Annotated in this window: 18 protein-coding genes and 1 pseudogene; 9 read left to right on the top strand and 10 right to left on the bottom strand. The window is 64.9% G+C overall.

Going from position 1 to position 23,753, the window contains the following annotated elements; all coding sequences use genetic code 11:
- The first annotated feature begins 56 nt into the window (after positions 1 to 56).
- The 5 genes and pseudogenes from EAG14_RS13835 to dcd all read left to right on the top strand — a co-directional run bounded on the left by EAG14_RS13835 (position 57) and on the right by dcd (position 6,379).
- Positions 57 to 1,107: pseudogene (locus EAG14_RS13835) on the top strand (adenosine deaminase).
- A 444-nt stretch (positions 1,108 to 1,551) separates the two neighbouring features.
- Positions 1,552 to 3,132, top strand: coding sequence for a methyl-accepting chemotaxis protein (locus tag EAG14_RS13830; RefSeq protein WP_121729220.1), 1,581 nt, complete (start codon positions 1,552 to 1,554; stop codon positions 3,130 to 3,132).
- An 84-nt stretch (positions 3,133 to 3,216) separates the two neighbouring features.
- Positions 3,217 to 4,344, top strand: a complete 1,128-nt coding sequence (locus tag EAG14_RS13825) for a BMP family ABC transporter substrate-binding protein (RefSeq protein WP_121729219.1) — start codon at positions 3,217 to 3,219, stop codon at positions 4,342 to 4,344.
- Between the two features lie 69 nt (positions 4,345 to 4,413).
- Positions 4,414 to 5,715 (top strand): guanine deaminase, encoded by a 1,302-nt coding sequence (guaD, locus tag EAG14_RS13820; protein WP_121729218.1) that lies wholly within the window; start codon positions 4,414 to 4,416, stop codon positions 5,713 to 5,715.
- A 91-nt stretch (positions 5,716 to 5,806) separates the two neighbouring features.
- Positions 5,807 to 6,379 (top strand): dCTP deaminase, encoded by a 573-nt coding sequence (gene dcd, locus EAG14_RS13815; protein ID WP_099654908.1) that lies wholly within the window; start codon positions 5,807 to 5,809, stop codon positions 6,377 to 6,379.
- Positions 6,380 to 6,433: 54 nt separating this feature from the next.
- On the opposite strand, the gene EAG14_RS13810 is transcribed toward dcd, so the two are convergent.
- Entirely contained in the window at positions 6,434 to 8,134 is a 1,701-nt protein-coding gene (locus tag EAG14_RS13810; RefSeq protein WP_121729217.1) for a diguanylate cyclase, read from the bottom strand.
- A 378-nt stretch (positions 8,135 to 8,512) separates the two neighbouring features.
- On the opposite strand from EAG14_RS13810, the gene EAG14_RS13805 reads away from it, so the two are divergent.
- Positions 8,513 to 9,388 carry a neutral zinc metallopeptidase gene (locus EAG14_RS13805; RefSeq protein ID WP_121729216.1) on the top strand — a complete coding sequence of 292 codons (876 nt, stop codon included), beginning with the start codon at positions 8,513 to 8,515 and terminating at the stop codon, positions 9,386 to 9,388.
- A 218-nt stretch (positions 9,389 to 9,606) separates the two neighbouring features.
- Positions 9,607 to 11,103, top strand: coding sequence for a DEAD/DEAH box helicase (locus EAG14_RS13800; RefSeq protein ID WP_099654911.1), 1,497 nt, complete (start codon positions 9,607 to 9,609; stop codon positions 11,101 to 11,103).
- A 129-nt stretch (positions 11,104 to 11,232) separates the two neighbouring features.
- Here EAG14_RS13800 and EAG14_RS13795 read toward each other — a convergent pair whose 3' ends face one another.
- From EAG14_RS13795 to EAG14_RS13760, 8 genes are all read right to left on the bottom strand, one after another.
- Complete coding sequence (locus tag EAG14_RS13795) at positions 11,233 to 11,919, bottom strand: nitrous oxide reductase accessory protein NosL (RefSeq protein ID WP_121729215.1); 687 nt, start codon at positions 11,917 to 11,919, stop codon at positions 11,233 to 11,235.
- A 7-nt stretch (positions 11,920 to 11,926) separates the two neighbouring features.
- Positions 11,927 to 12,508 (bottom strand): nitrous oxide reductase accessory protein NosL, encoded by a 582-nt coding sequence (locus tag EAG14_RS13790; RefSeq protein ID WP_121729214.1) that lies wholly within the window; start codon positions 12,506 to 12,508, stop codon positions 11,927 to 11,929.
- Complete coding sequence (locus EAG14_RS13785) at positions 12,505 to 13,320, bottom strand: ABC transporter permease (RefSeq protein ID WP_121729213.1); 816 nt, start codon at positions 13,318 to 13,320, stop codon at positions 12,505 to 12,507. The genes EAG14_RS13790 and EAG14_RS13785 overlap by 4 nt, the downstream gene beginning before the upstream one ends.
- A gap of 184 nt (positions 13,321 to 13,504) precedes the next feature.
- Positions 13,505 to 14,449: an ABC transporter ATP-binding protein gene (locus EAG14_RS13780; protein WP_121729212.1), complete on the bottom strand. Its 945-nt coding sequence runs from the start codon at positions 14,447 to 14,449 to the stop codon at positions 13,505 to 13,507.
- Positions 14,424 to 15,710: a nitrous oxide reductase family maturation protein NosD gene (locus tag EAG14_RS13775; protein WP_205603396.1), complete on the bottom strand. Its 1,287-nt coding sequence runs from the start codon at positions 15,708 to 15,710 to the stop codon at positions 14,424 to 14,426. The genes EAG14_RS13780 and EAG14_RS13775 overlap by 26 nt, the downstream gene beginning before the upstream one ends.
- Positions 15,710 to 18,331, bottom strand: a complete 2,622-nt coding sequence (locus EAG14_RS13770) for a NosR/NirI family protein (RefSeq protein ID WP_121729211.1) — start codon at positions 18,329 to 18,331, stop codon at positions 15,710 to 15,712. The genes EAG14_RS13775 and EAG14_RS13770 overlap by 1 nt, the downstream gene beginning before the upstream one ends.
- Before the next feature lie 207 nt (positions 18,332 to 18,538).
- Positions 18,539 to 20,464, bottom strand: coding sequence for a TAT-dependent nitrous-oxide reductase (gene nosZ / locus EAG14_RS13765; protein ID WP_121729210.1), 1,926 nt, complete (start codon positions 20,462 to 20,464; stop codon positions 18,539 to 18,541).
- A gap of 21 nt (positions 20,465 to 20,485) precedes the next feature.
- Positions 20,486 to 20,842: a hypothetical protein gene (locus EAG14_RS13760; protein WP_143225918.1), complete on the bottom strand. Its 357-nt coding sequence runs from the start codon at positions 20,840 to 20,842 to the stop codon at positions 20,486 to 20,488.
- A 206-nt stretch (positions 20,843 to 21,048) separates the two neighbouring features.
- On the opposite strand from EAG14_RS13760, the gene EAG14_RS13755 reads away from it, so the two are divergent.
- Both EAG14_RS13755 and EAG14_RS13750 read left to right on the top strand, forming a co-directional pair.
- Entirely contained in the window at positions 21,049 to 21,450 is a 402-nt protein-coding gene (locus EAG14_RS13755; RefSeq protein ID WP_099658535.1) for a cytochrome c5 family protein, read from the top strand.
- Between the two features lie 10 nt (positions 21,451 to 21,460).
- Positions 21,461 to 22,531 (top strand): FAD:protein FMN transferase, encoded by a 1,071-nt coding sequence (locus EAG14_RS13750; RefSeq protein WP_121729209.1) that lies wholly within the window; start codon positions 21,461 to 21,463, stop codon positions 22,529 to 22,531.
- Positions 22,532 to 22,640: 109 nt separating this feature from the next.
- Here EAG14_RS13750 and EAG14_RS13745 read toward each other — a convergent pair whose 3' ends face one another.
- Positions 22,641 to 23,486 (bottom strand): symmetrical bis(5'-nucleosyl)-tetraphosphatase, encoded by an 846-nt coding sequence (locus EAG14_RS13745; RefSeq protein WP_121729208.1) that lies wholly within the window; start codon positions 23,484 to 23,486, stop codon positions 22,641 to 22,643.
- Positions 23,487 to 23,753: the final 267 nt, after the last annotated feature.

The following is a 23,753-nucleotide window of genomic DNA, read 5'->3' as shown; positions in this document are numbered from 1 at the left end:
TGCATCCGGGCACCAAAAGGGCATGATGTTTTCAACCCTACCCACGGAGCTTGCCGATGTTCAAAGTCCCTCCCATTTCCGCCGAGCGCTTGCCCGATCTGCTGCGCCAGATGCCCAAGGCCGAGCTGCACATTCACATCGAAGGCTCGCTGGAGCCTGAATTGATCTTTGCACTGGCCCAGCGCAATGGCGTCACGCTGCCGTATGCCGATGTGGAAAGCCTGCGCAAGGCCTACGCCTTTACCAACCTGCAAAGCTTTCTCGATATCTACTACGCAGGTGCCAGCGTGCTGCTGCACGAGCAGGACTTTTACGACATGGCCTGGGCCTACTTTGAGCGGGCTGCGGCCGACAACGTGGTGCACGCCGAGTTGTTCTTTGACCCGCAAACGCACACCGAGCGCGGCGTGCCGATGGCCACGGTGGTGCAGGGCCTGCACCGGGCTTGCGTGGACGCAGGCCAGAAGTTGGGCGTGAACGCCTCGCTGATCCTGTGCTTCTTGCGCCACCTGAGCGAAGAGTCTGCCCTTGAAACGCTGGAGCTAGCCCTGCCGTTTCGCGACCAATTCATCGGCGTGGGGCTGGACAGCAGCGAAGTGGGCCACCCCCCGAGAAGTTTGCGCGGGTGTTTGCCCGCTGCAAGGAGTTGGGCCTGCACCTGGTGGCCCATGCGGGCGAAGAGGGGCCGCCTGCCTACATCTGGAGCGCGCTCGATGTGCTCAAGGTCGAGCGCATTGACCATGGCGTGCAGGCGGTGCACGACGCCGCGCTGATGCAGCGCCTGGCGCAAGACCGCATCCCGCTCACGGTGTGCCCGTTGTCGAACCAGAAGCTGTGCGTCTTCCCCAACCTGGCCGACCACAACCTGGGCAAGCTGCTGGATGCGGGCCTGGCTGCGACGGTCAACTCCGACGACCCGGCGTACTTTGGCGGCTACATCAACGAGAACTTCACCCAGCTCTTCGCGGCCACGGGCCTCACGGCCAAGCATGCTTACCAGTTGGCTTTCAACAGCTTCGAGGCCAGCTTTGTGTCCAACCCCAAAAGCGGGCCTGGGAGCACAAGCTCAAAGAGACCTTTGAGACGTTTGTCGAGCACGACTATTGAGGTGCTGGGGTCTGGTGCCCCGGGTTGGCGATGCGTTGCATGAAGACGCCAAGGGTCGCCGCCACGCTGCGTTGCAAGTCCTCGCGATAGCTACGGATCTGCGGCTGTCGCTGCGGTTGGCGCCTTGCCTGGCGGCGATTTCGACCTCTTTGTCATCAACGAACTTCCAACGCGGGACACCAGGGCCGTAACCCGCGGCCCTGGCTGCGCCCCTTTGGTTGGGGTGTGGCGGATGGGTTTGACAATCCGTTCACTATTTGTGTTTTGTCAGGTGTGCGGGGTATCATGTTGCACTTTGTTGCGTTTGGCCCTGTGCGCCCGACGCTCGGACTGTGGCGCGACGACTCCCATGAGCGGTTTCGGACGGAGGTCGCGCTGCTTGCTGCCAGGCCCCCACACGCGGGTGCTGTTCGGCCAGTTCCGTAACCCACACCCTCATCACCTATGTTTCTCAATCAGCTATCCATTGCCAAGCGCCTGGCCTGCGTGCTCGGCCTCATTCTTTCGCTGTCGCTGCTGACCAGCCTGTTTGCCGTGTTCAAGCTGCGGCAAATGGGCGAGGTCACCGATGCCATGCTGGCGGTGAACCTGAAGACCGAGCGCGCTGCTGCAGACTGGCTGCGCAACACCACCGCAGGCGTGCAACGCGCAGCCGCCATTGCCAAGAGCAGCGACGCCAGCCTGATCGAATACTTTGCCCCCGCTACGGCGGCGGCCATTTCTGAGACCAACGAGCTGCAGAAGTACGTCGAATCGCAGATGGTGACGCCCGAACAAAAGGCGCTGAACGACAAAATCTCGGACATGCGCAAGGCGTACCTGGCGGCGCGTGAAGAGGTTAGCAAACTGAAAAAAGCAGGTGACACCGAGGGCGCTGCCAAGGCCTTTGCCGAGCGCTTTGAGCCCATGGCCCGTACCTATGTGGCTGGCGTGCAGGAAGTGGCCACAGGCCAGCGCGCCCAGCTGGATGCCGCCGCCAAGCGCAACGACGAGCTGCGTTCGCAAACCAGCGTGCTGCTGGTGGTGTGCGGCCTGGTTTCGTTGCTGCTGGGGCTGGTGCTGTCGTGGTACTTGTCGCTGAGCATCACGCGCCCGCTCAAGCGGGCCGAGGCCAGCGCCCAGGACATTGCCAACCTGGACCTGACCGGACAACCCCAGGCGTCGTACTCCAACGATGAAACCGGGCACTTGCTGCGCGCCATTGACCAGATGCGCACGGTGTTGCAAACATCGTTGCAACAAGTGCGGGGTGTGGTGGACAACATCTCCACCGCCAGCCACCAGATCGCCTCGGGCAACCAGGACTTGAGCGCCCGCACCGAAAACGCCGCCAGCAGCCTGCAAGAAACGGCCAGCTCCATGGAAGAGCTGACCAGCACCGTGCAGCACAGCGCCGATGCGGCCACCCAGGCTAGCGTGCTGGCCAACTCGGCCGCGCAAGTGGCGCAGCGTGGGGGCGATGTGGTGGCCCAGGTGGTCAGCACCATGGACCAGATCAACAACAGCTCCAAGAAGATCTCCGACATCATCGGCGTGATCGACAGCATTGCCTTCCAGACCAACATCCTGGCGCTGAATGCCGCTGTGGAAGCGGCCCGCGCAGGCGAGCAAGGCCGTGGCTTTGCCGTGGTGGCCAGCGAAGTGCGCAGCCTGGCCCAGCGCTCTGCCAATGCCGCGCGCGAGATCAAGGGCCTGATTGGCGCCAGCGTGGAGAGCGTGGATGCCGGTGCCCGCCTGGTGAGCGATGCGGGCTCGACCATGGACGAGATCGTGGCCAGCGTCAAACGCGTGACCGACATGATGGGCGAGATCAGCGCCGCCACCAAAGAGCAAAGCCATGGCATCGGCCAGGTCAACATTGCAGTGACGCAGCTGGACCAGATGACGCAGCAAAACGCGGCGCTGGTGGAAGAATCCACCGCCGCGGCGCAGAGCCTGAACGACCAGGCTTTGCGCCTGAGCGAAGTGGTTGGGCAGTTCCGCCTGGGCTACCAGGGGGATTCCACACTCAAGCGCCTGGCCTGAGCAAGCGGTAGAATCCGCACCTCTTGAAAACCGCTGCCCGGCGGTTTTCTTGTTTCTGAACTTCGGGCCATGTAGAGGAACACCATGTACAAAAACCTCGCCACCGCACTGCGTGCGGCTTGCGTGAGTGCGCTTTTCGGCGCCGCAACCCTTTCCCCCACTTTTGCACAGACGGCCACGGCGGCAGCGCCCGCCAAGTCCGAGCCCATCAAGGCTGGATTTGTCTACGTCTCGCCCATCACCGAAGCCGGCTGGACGCGCCAGCACGAAGAGGGGCGCAAGGCCGTCGAGACGGCTCTGGGCAGCCAGGTCAAAACCACGTTTGTCGAGAACGTGGCCGAGGGGGCCGATGCCGAGCGCGTGATTCGCGACCTGGCCGCCACAGGGCACCAGATCATCTTCACCCCCAGCTTTGGCTACATGGAGCCCACGCTCAAGGTGGCGCAGGACTTTCCCCATGTGAAGTTCGAGTCCATCACCGGCTACAAGCAGGCACCGAATGTGGCCACGGCCAATGCGCGCTACTACGAAGGCCGCTACCTGGCCGGCATGGCGGCGGGCCGCATGAGCAAGACCGGTGTGGCGGGCTATGTGGCGGGCTTCCCCATCCCCGAAGTGCTGCAGGGCATCAACGCCTTCACGCTGGGCATGCGTTCGGTCAACCCCCAGGCCAGCGTGAAGGTGGTGTGGCTCAACGTGTGGTTTGACCCGCCCAAGGAGCGCGATGCCGCCATGGCGCTGTTCAACCAGGACGTGGACGTGATCGCCTTCCACACGGGCTCTACCGCCGTGATGGCAGCCGCGCAGGAGCGCGGCAAGATGGCCGTGGCCTACCACTCCGACATGCGCAAGACCGGGCCCGATGCACAGATCATTGCCGTGACGCACCAGTGGGGCGCGTACTACACCGAGCGGGTGCGCGCCTTGCAAAACGGCCAGTGGAAGCCGGGCAACCTGTGGGGTGGCGTGCGTGAGGGCATGATCCGCGTGGGCGACTTTGGCTCCAAGGTGCCGCAGGCCGTGCAGCAAGAAGTGCTGGCCGCGCAGAAGGCCGTGGGCGCTGGCAAGCTGCACCCCTTCCGCGCAGGCAAGGTGGCGGTGCGCGACACCGAAGGCCGTGAGGTGATTGCGCCCGGGCAGACGTTGAGCGATGTCCAGATTCTGCAAATGAACTTTCTGGTCGAGGGCGTCAAAGGCTCGCTGCCGCGCTGACCCATCTGCTTCTATTGACTATCCGCGCACGGGTATAGGCCCAGTGCGCAGGCCCATTAAGCTCCAGCCATGCAAGTATTTCGATCTGCCCTGTTGCGCTTTGCCGAAGATGGCCAGGCCCTGTACGACGAAGACGGCCTGCTGGCCGTGGCACCCGATGCCCAGGGCCGCCAGCGTGTGGTGGCCGCAGGCCCCTGGCAGGCGCTGGCCGCGCAGTGGGCGGGGCAGGGCGCCGTCACGCACTGGCCGGGCCGCATTTTGGCGCCGGGTTTTGTGGATTTGCATGTGCACTTTCCGCAGACCGACGTGATTGGCTCGCCTGCCGATGGCCTGCTGCCCTGGCTGGAAAACTACACCTTTCCCCACGAATCGCGTTTTTGCGCGCCTGAGTATGCCGACGATGTGGCGGCGTTCTTTGTCGACGAGCTGCTGCGCAACGGCGTGACCACGGCCCTGGCGTTTGCCACATCGCACCCAGCCTCGGTTAACGCCCTGTTTGGTGAGGCCCAGCGCCGCTGCCTGCGGCTCGTCACGGGCAAGGTGCTGCAAGACCGCCATTCGCCCGACGGCGTGCGTGACCAGACTGAGCAAAGCCTGCTCGACACCGAAGCCCTGATCCAGCACTGGCATGGCGTGGACCGGCTGGGCTATGCCATTACCCCGCGCTTTGCCCCCACCAGCACGCCCGAGCAATTGCGTGGCGCGGGCGAGCTGGCGGCACGCTACGGTGACGTGTGGATCCAGTCGCATGTGGCCGAGAACCTGGATGAAATCCGCTGGGCGCGTGAGCTGTTCCCGCGTTCGCGCAGCTACCTAGCGGTGTACGACGACTTTGGCCTGATGCGCGAACGGGCCGTGTACGCCCACTGCATCCACTTCGACGATGCCGACCGCGCCCTGATGCGCGAGCGCAAGACGGCCGCAGCCGTCAGCCCCACCAGCAATCTGTTTCTGGGCAGCGGTTTCTTTGACTACGCGGGCGCTGACCGCGCCGGGTTTCGCTACGGGCTGGCCAGCGATGTGGGCGGGGGCACCAGCTTCAGCCCGTTTCACACCATGCTGGCGGCCTATTACGTGGCGCGCGAAGGGCAGACCAAAACCGGCTTGAGCCTGAGCCCAGCGCAGCTGTGGTGGCAGCACACCGCTGGCGCGGCGCAGGCCATGGGGCTGGCCGGGGTGGTGGGCAACCTGCAGCCTGGCTGCGAGGCAGACTTTGTGGTGCTCAACCCCCAGGCCACGCCCCTGTTGGCCCGCAAGACGCAGCAGGCACAGAGCCTGGATGAGCTATTGTTTGCGCTGATCGTACTGGGCGACGACCGGGTCATCGAGCAAACCGTGATTTCTCAAGCAAAATACGCCCCTAGCGCTTGATGTAAAAGCGCTACCAGCTACATATTTAATAGCATTTCGCCCGTTGCGCCGATCCGCAGCCGGGCGGGTGCTGCAGCGCAGGAGTCAACCGATGAGTATCAAGAGCGACAAGTGGATCCGCCGCATGGCCGAACAGCACGGCATGATCGAGCCCTTCGAGCCCGGCCAGATCCGTGAACGCGACGGCAACAAGATCATCAGCTACGGCACCAGCAGCTATGGGTACGACATCCGCTGCGCGCCAGAATTCAAGGTCTTCACCAACATCCACAGCACGGTGGTGGACCCCAAGAACTTCGACGAAAAGAGCTTTGTCGACTTCCACGGCGACAGCTGCATCATTCCGCCCAACAGCTTCGCGCTGGCCCGCACGGTCGAGTACTTCCGCATTCCGCGCAACGTGCTCACCATCTGCCTGGGCAAGAGCACCTATGCGCGCTGCGGCATCATCGTCAACGTCACACCGTTTGAGCCCGAGTGGGAAGGCTACGTGACGCTGGAGTTCTCCAATACCACACCCCTGCCAGCGCGCATTTATGCGGGCGAGGGGTGCGCCCAGGTGCTGTTCTTTGAAAGCGACAAGGACGACGTCTGCGAGGTCAGCTACAAGGACCGTGGCGGCAAGTACCAAGGCCAGGTGGGCGTGACACTGCCCAAGGCCTGAGGCCGGTTCTGAGTCCCTGCCAAGCCCGGCCTCCAGCGGGGAAGGCGGCTCGGGCTACCCCTGCACCACCACGCGGTTGCGGCCCTGGCCTTTGGCTTCGTACAGGGCTTCGTCGCCCCGGCGCAGCAGGCGCTGCGCCGTGTCATCGGCCCCGCGCAGGGTCGATACGCCTGCACTCACGGTGATGCGGCCTACCACCGGGTCGGTGAGGGCTGCCTGCGCATCCACCAGCGTCTGGGCAATGGCCCGGGCGCCGTCCAGATCGGTGTCGGGCAGCAGCGCTGCAAATTCCTCCCCTCCCAGCCGTGCGACCACGTCCGAATCCCGCAGGCGCTGGGCCAGCGTGTGGGCCAGGCGCTGCAGTACCTCATCGCCCACGTCGTGGCCGTGCGTGTCGTTGATGCGCTTGAAATGGTCCACATCCACCGTGATGAGCGACAAGGGGCGGCCACTGCGGCGCGCCAGCGCCAAGGCGTAGTTCATCTGCGCATCAAAGCCCCGGCGGTTGAGCAGGCCGGTCAGTGGGTCGCTGCGGGCTTGCAGGCCCAGCTCGCGGTTGGCGTCTTCCAGTTGCTGGGTGCGCAGTTGCACCTGGGCTTCCATGGCCTCGTTGGCGGCCAGCAGCCGGTGGGTCATGCGGCGCAGGGCCCACGACAGGCGCCGCACCTCGCGGCTGCTTTGTGTGGCCGGGATTTCTGCCCCCGGCTTGCCTGCTTCCAGGTCCCGCGCGGCGCGGGCCAGTGCGTCCAGGTCTTCGCTCAGGCGGCGTGCGGCCAGCCAGGCTAAAAAGGCGGCAATCAGGGCGGCCACCAAGCCCCCCAGCAGCGCGCGCTGCACCGCTTGCTCGGCTTCGGCAAAAGCGATGTCGACCGGCATGCGCGCCACGATGTGCCAGCCCAGGTCGCTTTCGGCGTTGCGGGCATGCATGCGGGTGTGGGCGGTGAGGTATTTTTTGTCGTCCACCCACCGCAGCACCGGGGGCGTGCCGGGGTTCTGGGCATCTGCAGGCACTCTGGCAAAGGAGGGGTCGGGCAAGGTCTGGCCCAGCTTTTGCAGCAAGGCTTGCTGCTCTGCCGGGGCGTGAATGAGCTGGCCAGCTTTGTCAAAAATGAACACCTCCAGCTGCTGGGCATGGGCGGCCGCAGGCATCAGCGTCTGGATCATTTCGTTGATCCACTCCCAATACCCGTGCACGCCCAGCACACCCACCGTAGTGGGGCCGATGCGGATGGGGGCCGAGAAGTCCACGAAGCGGTAGGGATCGCCATTGCGGCTGGGGGGCAGCAGGCTTTCCAGCAGCTTGGCGGGGTGCACATCGCCCACATGGGCGTTTTGAATGCCCGCCTGGAACCAGGGCCGCTCACTCACGTTCTGGCCCACCAGCATGTTGCCCGATGCGGCCCGCACAATGCCCTGGGCGTCTGCCACGCCCAGCCACAGGCTTTGGGGGTGGATGGCCTGCTGGCGTGCCAGCATGTGGATGACCTCGGGGGCCTCCAGCCCGTTGCGCCAGAGCACTTCAGACGACGCAAGCACCTGCACCTCGCGCACACGGTCAAACAACCCATTGGCCAGCAATGCGGCAGTGTTGTCGGCCACGCCTTGCAGCGATGCTCCCGCATCGCGCTGGATGCGTTGTTTCAGCACTTCGCCAAACCCCACCGACAGCAGCACCGACAAGGCCACGACCAGGGTGCCAAACACCAAAGCGATCTGGGTGCGCAGGCTGTGCCCTGGGGTGGAAGACTCGGTCATGGTCGGTTGGTGGATTCGTAGAGGGTGGGTGCGCCTGCAAAAGCGGCGCAGTGCTCAAATCAGAACCCGGCTTCAGGGCCGGGTCGGCTGCATGGTGGCACTTTACACAGGGTTGGGGTCTGGGCCCAAAATAGACCCATCCCTTCGCAGGCCGAAGTGCATGCTTTGGCCCGCTTGATGCATCGCGCTGAGGCGGTGCCCCGCAAACAGGTGCTGAGAGCGGCTAACACAACCCCCCTGGCGCCGTTATTCCGTCTTGTCGTACCTCTCGTACTGCCTGCGACGGAACGCCTGGCCAGGGCCGCTTCGCTGGGTTGTGTTAACCGTTCTAAGATAGGCCACAAACCCCGCTGTGTGGCGGGATGCAGGAGCGATATCGTGAAATGGGAAGGCAACCGGGAATCCGACAATGTGGAAGACCGCCGGGAGGATGGCGGGGGCGGTAACAGCCCGATCTTTGGGGGGCGCAGCATTGGCATTGGCACCATCGTGATCGCGCTGCTGGGCGGCTGGATTCTGGGCGTCAATCCTCTCACCATCCTGGGACTGCTCAGCGGCGGTGCGCCCCCGGCCCATGTGCAGCAGGCCCCTGCCCACCGGCCTCCGGCCGACGACAAGATGGCGCGGTTTGTATCCACCGTGCTGGCCGATACCGAGGACGTGTGGAAGACGGTTTTCAGCCAGGGCGGGGGGCGCTACCAAGAGCCGCGCCTGGTCTTGTTCCGTGGGAGCACGCCCACGGCCTGCGGCACCGGTCAGGCGGCCATGGGTCCGTTTTACTGCCCCGCCGACCGCAAGGTCTACATCGACCTGGGCTTTTACGAAACCCTGAAGAACCGCCTGGGTGCGCCGGGCGATTTTGCGCAGGCCTATGTGGTGGCCCACGAGGTGGGCCACCATGTCCAGAACTTGCTGGGCATCAGTGCCAAGGTCGATCAGATGCGCGGCCGTGTGAGCCAGAAGGAATACAACGCCCTGTCGGTGCGGCTGGAGCTGCAGGCCGATTGCTTTGCCGGGGTGTGGGCGCACCATGCGCAGAATGCGCGGCAGATTCTGGAGCAGGGCGATGTCGAAGAGGCCATGAACGCAGCCGCCCGCATTGGCGACGACGCCCTGCAGCGTGCCAATGGCGGCACCGTGGTGCCTGACAGCTTCACTCACGGCACCAGCGCCCAGCGTCAGCGCTGGTTTCATATGGGGCTCAAGCAAGGCAGTGTGCAGTCGTGCGACACCTTTTCTGCCCGCAGCCTGTGAGCAAGCCCACGGGCAGGGTGGGGTTGGGGCTGCGGCGTGTGGAAAGCAGTGGTTTCGTGTTTTTGATGAAAATGCTGGGCAGGCCCATTGAAATAAGCGCTGAAAGCTATTGATTTGATAGCGAATTCGGGTTTTCTCGGGGGGCAGGGGGTGGCGTGGCGGTTCGAATTGCGAAAAAAATGCCTTTGTCAGCCCACGGTGCGACAATAGCGGGCTAAATGACAAGTTCTTTTTCCAATTTATCGCTGGCCGAGCCGCTGGCGCGCGCCGTGGCCGAAATGGGCTACGAGTCCATGACGCCCATCCAGGCGCAGGCCATTCCGGTCGTGCTGACCGGGCAAGATGTGATGGGGGCCGCCCAGACTGGCACTGGCAAGACCGCAGCCTTCTCGCTGCCGTTGCTGCAGCGCCTGCTCCAGCACGAAAACAGCTCTACATCGCCTGCCCGCCACCCCGTGCGTGCCCTGGTGCTGTTGCCCACGCGTGAGCTGGCCGACCAGGTGGCCCAGCAGATTGCGCTGTACGCCAAGCACACCAAGCTGCGCAGCACGGTGGTGTTTGGCGGCATGGACATGAAGCCCCAGACCATCGAGCTGAAAAAAGGCGTGGAAGTGCTGGTGGCCACGCCGGGCCGTCTGCTGGACCACATCGAAGCCAAAAACGCGGTGCTCAACCAAGTCGAGTACGTGGTGCTCGACGAGGCGGACCGCATGCTGGACATCGGCTTTCTGCCCGACCTGCAGCGCATCCTGTCGTACCTGCCCAAGCAGCGCACCACGCTCTTGTTCAGCGCTACGTTCTCGCCCGAGATCAAGCGCCTGGCCAGCAGCTACCTGCAAAACCCCATCACCATCGAGGTGGCCCGCCCGAACGAAACGGCCTCCACCGTAGAGCAGCGCTTTTACAGTGCGGGCGACGATGACAAGCGCCGTGCCATCCACCAGGTGCTCAAGACCCGGGGCATCAAGCAGGCCTTCATTTTTGTGAACAGCAAGCTCGGTTGCGGCCGCTTGGCCCGCAGCCTGGAGCGCGAAGGCTTGAAGACCGCTGCACTGCACGGTGACAAGAGCCAGGACGAGCGCCTGAAGGCGCTGGAGGCCTTCAAGAAGGGCGAAGTGGATTTGTTGGTGTGTACCGACGTGGCCGCACGCGGGCTGGACATCAAGGATGTGCCCGCCGTGTTCAACTTTGACGTGCCCTTCAATGCAGAAGACTACGTGCACCGCATTGGCCGCACGGGCCGTGCGGGGGCCTCGGGTCTGGCGGTCACGCTGGTGTCAGGCAGCGATGCGCGCCTGGTGGGTGACATCGAGAAACTGATCAAGAAGAAGATCGACCTGGAAGCGCTGGAGTACGACGAAGACCGGCCCAAGGAACGCATCAATGATGGCCGCCGTGCCTGGCGCGATGGTGCTGACTCCAGCGATCCGCGCGATGCCGGTGCCGCCCACCGCCGCGAACCCCGAGAATCTCGCGAGCCCCGCGAAGGGCGTGAACACCGCGAACACCGTGGCTTTCGCCCAGCGGCTGTGTCGCGCGATCCGTTCTTTGCCAAGCCGTACGAGCCCAGCACCACCGATGCCGCCCCCGCCTGGGAGGCTGCAGCCAAGGCGCCCGTGCGCAGCGGCGTCTCTGCCAACATCAAGCCCAAGCGCAAGGTGGCGGCATTGTTCAAGGCTTCGGCCCCTGTCCCTGAGCCTTCCAGCCAATCCTGAGTGGACAGGATCTACCCAGGTCTGTAGGTTTTTAGATCTTTTTGGCTTCTAGCGCTTGATTGATAAGCGCTGATAGCTATAAAAATGATAGCTTTTTCAGCTGCCATCTCTAAGGCGCCATAGGCCGTTTCAGTGCGCGTGGGTTTCGGCACTGCCGCGCTGGGGTGCCAGCGACTGGAGCAGTGCAGCGTCCACCGCCGCAAAGCCGAGCACCCGTCCCCCGCGCTGCTGCGCAAACCGCTGTGCCGCCACAGTATCGGCAAATGCTGGCAGGTTGCCCGCCCGCATGGGCCCCAGGGCCGACGAGCCCGCCACATACACCGCCTGTGGTGCGTCCACCCAGGCCCCTGTGCCCGTATCGGTCACGTAGCGGGCCACGATGGCCTCAAGGGTGCGGCCCCGCGTGTAGTGCGCCACATTGCCCAGGTACAGCATCAGGCTCAGCGGCGAGTCGAAAAAGTAGGCATCCCCGTCCGCAAAAATGACCTGCGCCGCCCAGGCGCGCGCGCGTGCCGGGTACATACCGCACACGGGGCAACGGGCTTCGGCGGGCACCTCGCGTGCAGCGGCCAGAGCCTGGCCAGATGCCGGGTTGTACGGCGTGGGAGGGGCCACGATGCACACGTCGTCCCCCACACCGGGCAGGTTGGCTGAAGGGATGGCGCCCTGCGCTGCCCGCGCCTGCCATTGCCATACCGCCACACCGGCCGTGCCCAGCAGCAAGGCGGCCAGCGCGGCGCGCCGGGTGGGCTTGCGTGCGCCGCCATGGACGGGGTGGGCGGGGTGGGCAAGCGGAGGATGGGGCAGCAGGCGCATGGCGGCCTCACATCCGGGTGTCTTGTTGCGCCCCGCCGCTCAGGTCCACCATGGCGGGCTTGATCTCGGCAAAACGCAGCACCTTGCCACCGTATTCGGCGGCGAATTTCTGCGCGTCGGCCTCTTGCGCAAAGCTGCCGATGGTGGGGCCCATGGAGCCGTGGCGCTTGCCGCCCACCACGTAGAGGGCCGTCTTGCCATCGATCCAGTGGCCCTGTGGTGCGTTCCAGTCGGCTTTGCCCATGTCCTGCACGTACACGGCCTGCACGGCGCGGACCTGTTCGCCGGCCAGCAGGGTGCTGAACAGCTCCACCGTGTCGCAAAAGAACGAGGGCTTGTCCTGCCCCGCAAAGCGCACCTGCGCCTTGGGGCCGGGGTAGTCGGCCAGCAGCATGCCGTCGAGTTCACAACTGGTGGTGCGGTCGATCTCCACGGGTTTCAGGGACTGGGCGCTGTTGTCTGCCTGGCTGCAGCCGGTCAGGCCCGTGAGGCCGGTGAGCGTGCCCAGCGATGTGAGGGCCGCCCAGCCCAGCAGTTGGCGCCGTGTGGCGCAGGCGCATTGGTAGTGATGATCGGATGGGTTCGTCATGGTTTGAATCTCCAGCCCGCCAGGCCCAGGGGCACCACAATCCAGCCCGCCATCACCGCGCCCATCAGCCATGGCTTGGCCAAGGCAGGGGGCACGATGCTGGTCAGGCCGTACAGGGTGCGCACGTCGTCGAGCGAGAACACGTTGAGGATGCGGAAAACGTCGGCCGGGTTGAGCAGCAGCAGGTAGGCCATGGCCTCGCCGCCCACGCTGCCGCCCGTGGCCACCAGGGCGCCCAGCAGCAGCAGGTCAAACACCAGCACAAAAAAGAACCAGGCGGCAATCGCCAGGCCCGAGGCGCGTGTGCGCTCGTGCGTGAGCACCGACAGCAGCACGGCCAGGCTCAAAAAGGCCAGCCCCAGCAGCACCGAGCTGGCCATGAAGCCGCCATAGTGGAATAGCCCCGCCCAGCTGAACTGCCGATACAACAGCACCGCGACCAGGCCAAATCCTGCGAGGGTCGAAAGCGTGAGTGCTGCCGCCAGCCCCAGGTACTTGCCCAGCAGCAGCTCCAGCCGCGTGATGGGCAGCGACAGCAGCAGGTCGAGCGAGCCGCGCTCGCGCTCGCCCACGATGGCGTCAAAGCCCAGCAGCAGCGCGATCAGCGGGATCAGGTAGATGACGAGGCTGACCAGGCTGGCGATGGTGAACTCGATGGAGCGAAAGCCCACCGTGCCCTGCTGCGCGCCGCCAAAGTAGGCGATGGCCAGCGAGAACACGGTGAACACCAGCGCCACGGCCAACACCCAGCGGTTGCGCATGCGGTCGCGGAACTCCTTGCCCGCGATGGTGAAGATTTGGGTCAGTTCCATATCAATGATCCGTTGAGTTGCAAGCCGCCAGCGGCTGTTGAAACTGGCGCATGCTGGGCCAGGGGCGCCGTGCAAGGGCCGCCCCGCCGCACGGGCGGCGTCCCTCTTGTCCCTCTCCCCACGCGCAGCGTGAGAGAAGGGGAGAAGAAGAGGATGAGGCGAAGCCGCTCAGGGGGTTGTCGCTTCATGATCCGCGCAGCCCGAAGTACACGTCTTCGAGCGAAGGTTCGTGGATGTTCACATCCAGCAGCCGTGCGCCCAGCGGCGCCACTGCGGCGAGCACGGCCATCTTGGCGCTGCGGGGGCATTCCACGTGCAGTCCGTCGGGGGTGGCCGTGGTCGTGATGCCGGGCAGCGAGGCCAGTGCCAGCACACCCGCCGCTTGGTCCGTGGCGGCCAGCGTGAGGGCGATGGCCAGCGGCATGTGTGTCTGCTCGCGCAGCGCTTGCACGCTGCCCAGGGCCTGCAGCTTGCCAGCGGCCAGGATGGCCAGGCGGTCCACACGCTCTTGCAGCTCGGCCAGGATGTGGGAGGTGATGACGATGGTCACGCCCCGGGCCTGCAGCCCGCGCAGCGTGGCGTAGAAGTCGCGGATGGCCTGGGGGTCCAGGCCGTTGGTGGGCTCGTCGAGCAGCAGAACCTGGGGCTCGCCCAGCAGGGCCTGTGCAAACCCTAGGCGCTGGCGCATGCCCTTGGAGTATTCGCGCACGGCGCGGTTGCCCGCGTGGGCCAGGCCCACGCGTTCCAGCAGCGCGGGGCATTGCGTGAGGGGCGCACCCTTGAGGCGGGCGAAGAAACGCAGTGTCTCCAGCCCGTTCAGGTTGTCGTAGAGCACCACGTTCTCGGGCAGGTAGCCCAGGTGGCGGCGGGCGGCACGAAAGTCGCGGCCCTGCACAGTGGCGCCGCCCACCCGGATCTCGCCCGAGGTGGCGGGTGTGAGGCCCAGGATCATCTTGAACAGCGTGCTCTTGCCCGCGCCGTTGTGGCCGATGAGGCCAAAGATCTCGCCGCGCGCGATGCGCAGGTCGATGCCGTCCACGGCGTGCAGTGCGCCGTAGTGCTTGTGCGCGCCCCGCACCTCGATGGCGGGGGGCTCGCTCAGGTCAATGGGGGGAGGGTTGCGTGTCACGCTGAAAATTCCGTTGAGGTTGGTTCGGTTGCATGCGGGGCTTGGGGTCCACCACCGTGGGCACGCGCAGCACCGGAAATTGCTGGCCCACCAGGCGCAGTGCCTGTACGGCGGGGCTGGCCAGCAGCAGCTTGATGGTGGGGTGGCGCCAGGTCAGGCGGTCCACCATGTCGTTGGCTTCGTAAGGCACATCGCCCACGCCGTTGCCGTCGCGGTCCCAGCCCAGGTAGTTGCTCCAGTGGTTGCCGCCGCCGGTGCCCCAGCGCTCGTCGCGGGCGCCCACGTAACGCACCTGTTCGCGGTTGCCGACGAAGTCGTTGTTGTCCACCTTGTTGCGGGTGGAGCCGGCCGACAGGTGCACGCCCACCGTGTTGCGCGCCACCAGGTTGCCGCGCAAGGTGACGTACTCCACGTCGTAGATGAAAAAGCCCCGGTTGTTCTCGGCCACCACGTTGTTCTCGATCACCGAGTCCTGCATGGTGCGCAGCATGATGCCGTGGTCGGTGTTGCCCCAGGCGCGGTTGTTGCGCACCACCTGGTCGCGCACTTCCATCAGCGCCAGGCCGCCCCGGTTGTAGTAGGTGTCGTTGTCCTCCCACAGGTTGTAGTAGGAGTTCATGTAGTGCGTGCCGTAGCGGCTGTGGTGCAGCTTGTTGCCGCGAAAGACGGCGTGGTGCGATACGTCCACATACAGCGCGTCGCGCACAAAGCTGATCTGGTTGCCCTCGATGCGTGCGCCCGTGGTGTTGTACAGCTGCACCCCGTTGCCACGCTGGGACGAGCCCACATCGCGCAGGCCGGTGATGGTGTTGTGCAGCACCTGCACGTCGTTGGCTTTCTCGATCCACAGGCCGAACAGGTTGTAGGTGAGGTCGTTGTGGCGCACCACGGCACGGTGGGCACCGGGGTAGATGTAGATGCCCGCGTTCTGGTCCTTGAGGCTGGTGCCCGAGTCGCGCACGATCAGGCCCTCGATCACCACGTCGGGCGCGGTGACGCGGATGGTGTCGCCCTGCTGGCCGCCGCTGAGCGTGGGGCGGTCGATGCCGCGCAGCGTCAGGGCTTTGTCGATGCGCAGGTTCACACGGTAGGCGCCGCGCAGCACCTCCACCGTGTCACCCGGTTTGGCGGCCTGGATGGCAGCTTGCAGGTCTTGCCCGGGGCGCACCTGCACGGTGGCAGCGTGGGCGGGCAGGGCCAGCAGGCACGCAGCCAGCGCCACGAGTGCGGTGAATGCGGTGGCAGCAAGGGGGGGCTTCATCACGCCAATCCCACCACGGCCTTGATGGCCAGGAACAGCGCCGCGCCGATCAGCAGGTTCTTGAAGCCCACGTAGCTCAGCATGTCCATCACGCCCGCCCGGCGGTACTGGCCCTGCCACCAGGGGCCGTCCTTCACATAGCGCTTGCCCGACAGTCGGATCAGTACCTCGTACACGCTCCAGCCAAACCACCAGCCGATGATGGCGCCCGACGACAACGTGCCCATGGCGGTCATCACCCAGGCCACGCTGGCGGCGATGGCCAGCGAGAAGCCCGCGATTTGCAGGCCACGGCCTGAGGCCCAGCCTTCGCGGCTCCAGGGCCACAGGTGGTCCACCAGCTCCAGCCCGATCCAGCGCAGGCCTTGGCTTCCAGCCTTGTGGGCGGGGTGTGCAGGCGTTGTGGGCATGCGTGGGTCGGGCCCCTGGGCGGCCTTGGCCGAGATCTGGTCCTGCACCGTGGCAGGGTGGATCGGGATGAAGTAGCCGTTGGCGCCGATGGGCGTGATCTCCAGGCCATCCTTTTCGCGGCGCTTGCGTTCCTTGGCCAGGGGTGGGCAGCCCTTGGTGTCGGTGTAGAGCACCATGCAGTCGAGGCAGTGCAGGCACTCGCGGTGGTCGATGCGGCCATCGGCGTCAATCGCCTGGGCGCCGCAGCCCACGGCGCAGGCCTTGCAGCTGTTGCAGTCCTGCTTGCGCTTGAGGCCAAACCAGCGGAACGTGCTGGGCATGCCCAGCGAGGCGCCCAGCGGGCAGATGTATTTGCAATAGGGCCGCTCGATGAAGATCGAAACGCCCAGGATGGCCGCCACAAACAGGCTGTAGGGCCAGGCGCGGTTCAGCACACCGACGAGGAAGGTGGTCTTGAACGGCTCCACCTCGGCCAGCTTCTCAGCCAGTCCCATCGAGAACATCGAAACCACCAGCAACCCGAAGAACACCGCGTACTTGATCCACTTGAGCCGGTCGTGCCACTTTTGCGGCAGCTGGGTCTGAAAACGCTTCAGGCCCACCGCGCGCGCGATCTTGTAGATGCCCTCCTGCAGTGAGCCAAACGGGCACATCCAGCCGCAGAACAACCCGCGCCCGAACAGGAACACCGTGACGATGATGAAGATCCAGAACAGGAAGATGAACGGGTCGGACAGGAACAGCGACCAGGTCCACTGGAACAGCAGCGAATGGAACCAGGTCAGCACCTGCGTGATGGAGGGCTGCGCCATGGCGCCAAAGCCGATCCAGCCAATGCTGAGGGCCCAGAAGCTGTACTTGAAGGCGTTGACGGGCCACTTGTTCTTGTGGGTGGACAGGCGGGTGAGCTTTTCGCGCAGGGCGTAGACCACGCTCACGGCGACCAGCAGCACGGCAAACAGCGCAATCTCCAGCGCACGCGACTTCCACACGCGCACCCAGGGGGCATCGGGCTCCTCAATGGTGGGGCGCCCGCCTTGCAGCGTGGCGGCGGGCAGCCAGTAGGGCGTGTCGAAGCTGGTGAAGCTGCGCGTGCCGGTGGCCCGGTCCACGCGGTTGCCCAGAAAGCTCAGCTTCCACGGATAAGCCGCCGAGAACGCACTCGAGCGGATGATGAAGATGACCGACTCGTTGTAGCTGGGTGCGCCTGCGGCCTCGATGCCGTACAGGTTGAGCGCGTCCAGGTCGCGGAAGGTGAATGAATCTGCGCCCTGGCGCACCTGCACGCGGTCGTAGATGCCGCCGCGCACGAAGCCCGAGCCCTTGAACGATTCCTTGCCACCGGTGCGGACGATGAAGAAGGCGTGTTCGCCCTCCTTGAGCTGCAGGCGCAGGCTGTTCCAGCCGTTGTCGCCCAGCAGGCTCTTGCCAATGTCGGGGTGGTTCAGGTCGCCAAACCACAGCTCGATGAACGGGTCGGGGCCTTTGTCCAGGCCCACCTGTTCGGGCAGCACCCGCAGGCGCTGCACGGTGCCTTGTTGCACCAGTTCGGCCCAGCTCAGGCGCTTGCCGGTCTCGGCATAGCGAGCGGGCTCGCGCACCGTGGGCGCAAGGATGCCCACCTGTCGCGCCACAGCCGAGCCCGAGGCCATCATGACCTGGTTCTGCGCGATGACGGTGACCGTGGCACCCGAGATGGCGTCCAGGCCCAGCACGTTCTCATCGGGGCGCGACTGGCCCACCTCGATCTTGTCGGCCACCGACTTGCCCAGGTACTGGGCGTTGAATTTCAGCAGCGCGGATTCGGGAATGCCCAGCAGCAGGATGGGCTCGGAATGCTTGAGCACCTTCACGCCCACAAAGCGGCCCTGTGTGTCCATGCCGATCAGCGTGACCACGGGTTTGCCGGAGTAGGCGGGGGTGTCTGTGATGTCGGTGGAGAGCATCACGTAGCCCAGCAGCTTCTTTTGCGCGCTGTCGTTGTCGTAAGCCTCTACGTAGGGAGGCTGACCCTTGCGTTCAGAGAAATGGCTGGCGCCTGGAAACACGTCCTTGCACGGCACCAGCGCGCACATGTCGCGCGCGGTAGAGAGTTCCGCAGGCAGCTCGGCCTCGTAGGCGCCTGCCGCAGCATGCGCGCGCGGCGCCAGCCAAAGGGCTGCCAGCAAGACCAGAAGAAGCGTGGCGAACTGCCGACGGAGGGAAATCATGGGACTATCTTTTTGATAGCTGCTAGCGCTTATTCATCAAGCGCTAGCGGCCAATATGATGCGAAGTGGAGCGCAGTCGTCGCAACTGGCGCGCCCCAGGCCAGGGATGCAGAGCAAGGGCCGCCCCGCAGCGAGTGCATCGTCCCCCTTCCCGGCGAAGCCGAGAGAAGGGGGAAGGCGCGCAGCGCCTCAGGGGGATCGCCCTGGTTAACCCTCCACAATCATCCGAGTGCGCATTTCCAAATGCAGCGCATGGCAGAAGTGCGTGCAATAGCACCAGAACACACCGGGCTTGTCGGCCACGAAGCTCACCGACTTGGTCTCCAGCGGGTTCACGATGAAGTTCACGTTGTAGTTCGGGATCGCAAAGCCGTGGGTCAAGTCTTCGATCTTGTCCAGGTTGGTCAGGATCAGCGTGACCTCGTCACCCTTCTTGAGCTTGAACTCGCGCAGGCTGAACGCCGGGGCTTGCGAGGTCATCTTCACGGTGACCTTCTTGCCATTGCGGAACACGCCGGACTCCTTGGGGTCCTTGACGGCCAGCGGGAACTCGTCGAGCGTGTAGACCTGCTTGGGACGCACCAGGTCGCGCTTGAAGATGATGAAGTCATGGGGCTCGCCGCGCACCGGGTGGTCGGCCAGCAGCACCATCTTTTCGCCAGAGATGTCGATGAGCTGTTCGTTCTCGGGGTGCAGCGGGCCCACGGGCAGGAAGCGGTCCTTGGAGAACTTGCAACCCACGGCCAGGATCTTGCCGTCGGCGGCCTTGGTTTCGGACTGCGAGGCGTTCAAGTGGCCGGGCTGGTATTGCACATCGAGGCGGTCCACCACGTACTTGGCGGTCTTGTCGCCTGCGTGGAACTTGATGGCAGCCTCCACGTTCCACTTCACGACCTGGCTGTCCAGGAACAAGGTGGTGTAGGCATTGCCACGGCCGTCGAACGCGGTGTGCAGCGGGCCCAGGCCCAGTTCCACTTCGGCCACGATGGCGGAGTCCAGCTTTTCAAGCTTGCCGTCAAAGTAGTCCAGCACCTTAGCCAGCTCGATCACGGTGCCGGTGGGCGAGAGCTTGCCGGCGCAGATGAAGTACTTGCCATCGGGGCTGGCGTTCACGCCGTGCGGGTTCTTGGGCACCGACACATAGGCCGTGAGGGCGGTCTTGGGGTCCTTGTTGGCTTCGTGCGTGCCGTCCACCACAGGCACCTTGCTGGTGCCGATGGTCTTGAACTTGCCGGCCTTCACGGCGGCTTCGATGCGGCCCACGTTGAAGAACAGGCAGGCGTCGCGCTCGGCGGACATCATGTCCTCGTACTTCGCGCCCATCTCGGTGTTGTACTGGTTGGTGGCGGCCAGCTTGCCGTCGTACGACGTGGCCACCAGGTCGCAGTTGCCGTCGATCAGCACTTGCCAGCGCACTTCCATCGTTTCTGCATCCACGCAGCTGAACATGGAGCGGTATTTACTGGAGTCTTCGGTGCCCGTGTTGGGCATGGGAATCGCGAACTCACCGCCGCAGAACACGCGCGTGGTGTAGTTGATGGCCGGGTCCACCGGGTCGGCCTTGTCCGGGAAGATGCCGTGAAAGCCCTGCACGTTGGGCAGCTTGGTGATCTTGTCGCACACGAAGTAATCGAGGCGGATGCGCGCGATGCGGCTGTTGATCTTGTCGTTGATCCAGGCGTAGCGGCCGTCGTAGTTGCCGTCCTTGTACGAGGCATGGGTGTGGTGGGTGTCGGCCACCGTGTATTCGAGGTGACCATCGGCCTTGGTGCCCATCACCGCCTTGGACTCGTTGGTGATGCCCCAGCCCACCAGGGCGTCAGGCACGAAGCAGGGGATGCGTGTGATTTCGCGGCCCGAGGGCAGACCCAGTACGCGCATGTCGCCCGTGTGGCCGCCGCTCCACAGACCGTAGTAGGTGTCCAGTTCGCCGGGCTTGAGGTGGGGGTTGGCTCCGCCGGCCGCGTGGCTGGCGGCGGGGGCTGCCGATGCCGGTGCTGCAGGGGTGGCAGCACTGGGCTTTTCGGTGCAGGCGGCCACACCTGCGGTCAGGCCCACGAGGGCGGCGGTGTTGATGAAGCTGCGTCGGCCCAGGCCGGCGTTGGCGGGTTGCAGGTCTTTTTTATCGCTCATGGTTTACCTCTTTAGGATGGCTCAGGAAAAAACAGGGGGAGCCCGCGCTGGCGGGCGATGGTGCGAAAGGGGAGGCTCCAGCGGCTGGCGGTGCCAGGTGGCATAGATCAGCGGTGCGGGCGGTGGCGGCACTGTTGCGGCCACCTGGGGCGGCGGTGCATCGGCAGGCAGGCACAGGGGGCAGTCCAGGCTGGCGGCGTCTGCCGGGGCCATGCCGTCGGGGGTCTGCACCACCCACTTGGCTGCGCCGGTGCCAGAGCACACCAGCTCCATCGCCCGGGGGTGCAGGGCCGGGGATGCAGCCGCCACCAGCAGTGCGAAGACGAAACAGGCCAATACCCACAGTCGCAGTGATCGGTGTTGGCAGGTGAGTAACATGGCGGTGATAATAGATTCACCTAATATGAATCATATTGATCTGGGTCATCCTTTGGCGGGGCGCCCCCCTGTCCATCAGGGCCCTGCCAAATTACATTGCTTTCACTGTTGGAGCCGATGGCTGGCAAGGCGCTGTGTATGGCCTGTGTTGCCTTTGGCCTTGAATGTTTGACGGTTTGGACTTAACGAAAGACAGGATGTTTGAGATGAAAAAAATTTCCATGGTGTGTGCGGCGGCGGCTTTGGCGTTGACCCTGGTCGGATGTGGTGACAAGAAGCCTGCGGAAGCCCCAGCGGCAGCGGCACCGGCCCCTGCGGTGGCAGCTGCGCCTGCAGCCCCCGCTGCGCCAGAAAACACAGTAGGCAAATCGGTGTACGGCAAAACCTGCGCGATGTGCCACGCCGCCGGTGTGGCCGGCGCCCCCAAGCCCGGGGACAAGGCCGACTGGGGCCCCCGCATTGCGCAGGGCAAAGACGTGTTGTACAAGCACGCCCGCGAAGGCTTTACCGGTGCCAAGGGCATGATGCCGGCCCGTGGCGGCGGCGCCAGCCTGACGGACGATGAAGTCAAGGCCGCTGTGGACTTCATGGCCGATCAATCCATCTGACGGAGGCGGCATGCGGCACAAAGCCTTCTCCTCTGCGGTGCCTGCCCTAGGGCGTCGGCGCTTGGTCATGGCGGTGCCGCTGCTGGGCGGCTTGGCCTGGGCTTGGTCAGGCCGTGCCGCTGCGCTGGAGGCCGCGCCAGGTGCCGTGCAAGGCGTTGTCCTGCGCGACCGCCAGACACTGCTGGGCACGGCGGTGGATATCGTGGTGCAAGGCACGGATACGGCTGAGCTGCGGCAAGCGGTGGACCAGGCCTTTGCCCGCATGCAGACGCTGCAGGCCTTGTTCAGCCGCTTTGAACCCCACAGTGCAGTGCGCCGCATCGGCGATGCTGCGGGCGTGCGCGCAGTGCCGGTGCCGCCGGTGGTGATGGGCGTGCTGCAAGAGGCCCAGCGCGTGTCTGCCGCGACCGGAGGCGCTTTTGATGCCACCGTGGGTGGTCTCAAGGCCTGGCATTTTGGGGCGGGTGAGCAGCGCATGCCCGATGCCCGCGAAGTGGCTCGCCAGTTGCAGTACGTCAATGCCGGGGCGCTGGTGCTGGATGCGCGTGCTGGCACAGCGTTTTTGCAGCGGCCCGGCATGGCGCTGGACTTGGGGGGCATTGCCAAGCTGCCGATTCTGGAAGCGGGCATGCAGGTTTTGCAGGCGCATGGCATAGCCAACGCCATGGTCAACGGTGGTGGTGATGTGCTGGTGCAAGGCCAGTTGCAGGGCCGACCGTGGCGCGTGGGGCTGCGCGACCCGCGTGCACCGTCGCAGTTGCTAGGGGCTGTGGCGTTGCAAGGCCCCGCCGTGGTGGCGTCGTCAGGCGACTACGAGCGCTGCTTCATGCATGCGGGGCAGCGCCAACACCATGTGCTGGACCCCCACACGGGCTGGCCTACGCAAGGCGTGCACGGCGTGAGCCTGGTGGCCCGCTCGGTGGCCGAAGTCAACGGCCTGGGCACTGCCATGATGGTGCGGGGCCCCGAGGCCGGCCGGGCTCTGGCTGAGCAAACCCCGGGCCTGGCAGTGCTGATGGCGCGAAGCGATGGCAGCATTTGGCAGTCTGCGGCAATGCAGCGCAGGCTGGTGTCGGTGTAGTCACGGCCACTTTGCGCGGTTCAGCCATTCGCAGCGGACATGCGACAGGTCGTGGGCAGCGTTTCAGCGCTGTGGTCTGAGTGATCTGGCTACAGCGCTGGCGGTTTGCTCAATTGCCCGGTGCCTGGGCTTGTTCGCAATGCACCTGGATCAACTCGCGCTGTGCCAGCGTGCTGCCGAACCGCACAGCGCTGAGGCAGCCGCCCCAGACGCAGCCTGTGTCCAGCCCCAGCAGGTGAGGGCGGTTCAACCAGCCCAGCGTGGACCAATGGCCAAAGGCCATCACCGTGTTTGCTGTGCGGCGGCCTGGTGCTTCGAACCATGGCACCAAGCCTGCCGGGGCGCTGGCTGCGCTTTCGGTACTTTCAAAATCCATCACCCCCTCTGGCGAGCAAAAGCGCAGGCGCGTGAAGGCGTTGACGATCACCCGCAGCCGATCGGTGCCTTGCAGGGCGCTGCTCCAGCGGTCAGGCAGGTTGCCGTACATCTGGTGCAAAAAATCAGGCAGGTCGGGGCCCTTCAATACAGCATGCACTTCATCGGCCAAAGCCAGTGCGTCTTGCGCCGTCCACTGCGGCAATACGCCTGCGTGCACCATCAGCAGCGTTTCGCCCGCATGTTCGTGCTGGCGTGTCAGGGGTTGGTGGCGCAGCCACTGCAGTAGTACATCCCGGTCTGGGGCGTCCAGCACGTGGTGGAGCGTGTCGCGCTTGGAGGGCTTGCGCGCGCCATGGGCGGCCGCCAGCAGGTGCAGGTCGTGGTTTCCGAGCAGCGCGCGCAGCGCGTCGCCATGGGCGGCGCAGCGGCGCAGCACGGCCGCCGATTCGGGGCCGCGGTTGACCAGGTCGCCCAACAGGTAAACGGTGTCGCGGCTGGGTGAAAAACCAATGCTATCCAAAAGCCTGCCCAATGCGCTGTCGCAGCCTTGAATGTCGCCGATGCAGTAAATAGCCATGTCGTTCCAAAAAGGGGTATCGCGCTGATTTTCCGCCAAGTCAGCTTCGTAGGGCGCTCTCCTGCCAATACCGCGCAGCCTGCACCGCAATGGTCAAATGGCGGTGTGGTGAGATACACAGATTTTCTGATGTGGGTGATGTCGGTATTGGCAGACCAGACCGTGGCCAGATTCTGAATGGGCCCATTCCATGCAAGAGGTGGCGTGGCTATGCCCCGGGAGGGTTGGACGGGGCTGCGGGCGCTGGGGGCTGAATCGCTGACCCTA

It is taken from the genome of Acidovorax sp. 1608163 (genome assembly GCF_003669015.1).
Lineage (GTDB): Bacteria > Pseudomonadota > Gammaproteobacteria > Burkholderiales > Burkholderiaceae_C > Acidovorax.
This window is presented reverse-complemented; position numbering and strand designations above follow the sequence as displayed.

Bases quoted from the DNA above. Each gene is read 5' to 3' on its own strand.
- EAG14_RS13825 (WP_121729219.1), top strand. From the start codon at position 3,217: ATGTACAAAAACCTCGCCACCGCACTGCGTGCGGCTTGCGTGAGTGCG.
- EAG14_RS13790 (WP_121729214.1), bottom strand. From the start codon at position 12,508: ATGACGAACCCATCCGATCATCACTACCAATGCGCCTGCGCCACACGG.
- EAG14_RS13775 (WP_205603396.1), bottom strand. From the start codon at position 15,710: ATGAAGCCCCCCCTTGCTGCCACCGCATTCACCGCACTCGTGGCGCTG.
- EAG14_RS13810 (WP_121729217.1), bottom strand. From the start codon at position 8,134: ATGACCGAGTCTTCCACCCCAGGGCACAGCCTGCGCACCCAGATCGCT.
- EAG14_RS13800 (WP_099654911.1), top strand. From the start codon at position 9,607: ATGACAAGTTCTTTTTCCAATTTATCGCTGGCCGAGCCGCTGGCGCGC.
- EAG14_RS13745 (WP_121729208.1), bottom strand. From the start codon at position 23,486: ATGGCTATTTACTGCATCGGCGACATTCAAGGCTGCGACAGCGCATTG.
- EAG14_RS13750 (WP_121729209.1), top strand. From the start codon at position 21,461: ATGCGGCACAAAGCCTTCTCCTCTGCGGTGCCTGCCCTAGGGCGTCGG.
- guaD (WP_121729218.1), top strand. From the start codon at position 4,414: ATGCAAGTATTTCGATCTGCCCTGTTGCGCTTTGCCGAAGATGGCCAG.
- EAG14_RS13785 (WP_121729213.1), bottom strand. From the start codon at position 13,320: ATGGAACTGACCCAAATCTTCACCATCGCGGGCAAGGAGTTCCGCGAC.
- EAG14_RS13830 (WP_121729220.1), top strand. From the start codon at position 1,552: ATGTTTCTCAATCAGCTATCCATTGCCAAGCGCCTGGCCTGCGTGCTC.
- EAG14_RS13760 (WP_143225918.1), bottom strand. From the start codon at position 20,842: ATGTTACTCACCTGCCAACACCGATCACTGCGACTGTGGGTATTGGCC.
- EAG14_RS13755 (WP_099658535.1), top strand. From the start codon at position 21,049: ATGAAAAAAATTTCCATGGTGTGTGCGGCGGCGGCTTTGGCGTTGACC.
- nosZ (WP_121729210.1), bottom strand. From the start codon at position 20,464: ATGAGCGATAAAAAAGACCTGCAACCCGCCAACGCCGGCCTGGGCCGA.
- EAG14_RS13795 (WP_121729215.1), bottom strand. From the start codon at position 11,919: ATGCGCCTGCTGCCCCATCCTCCGCTTGCCCACCCCGCCCACCCCGTC.
- EAG14_RS13770 (WP_121729211.1), bottom strand. From the start codon at position 18,331: ATGATTTCCCTCCGTCGGCAGTTCGCCACGCTTCTTCTGGTCTTGCTG.
- dcd (WP_099654908.1), top strand. From the start codon at position 5,807: ATGAGTATCAAGAGCGACAAGTGGATCCGCCGCATGGCCGAACAGCAC.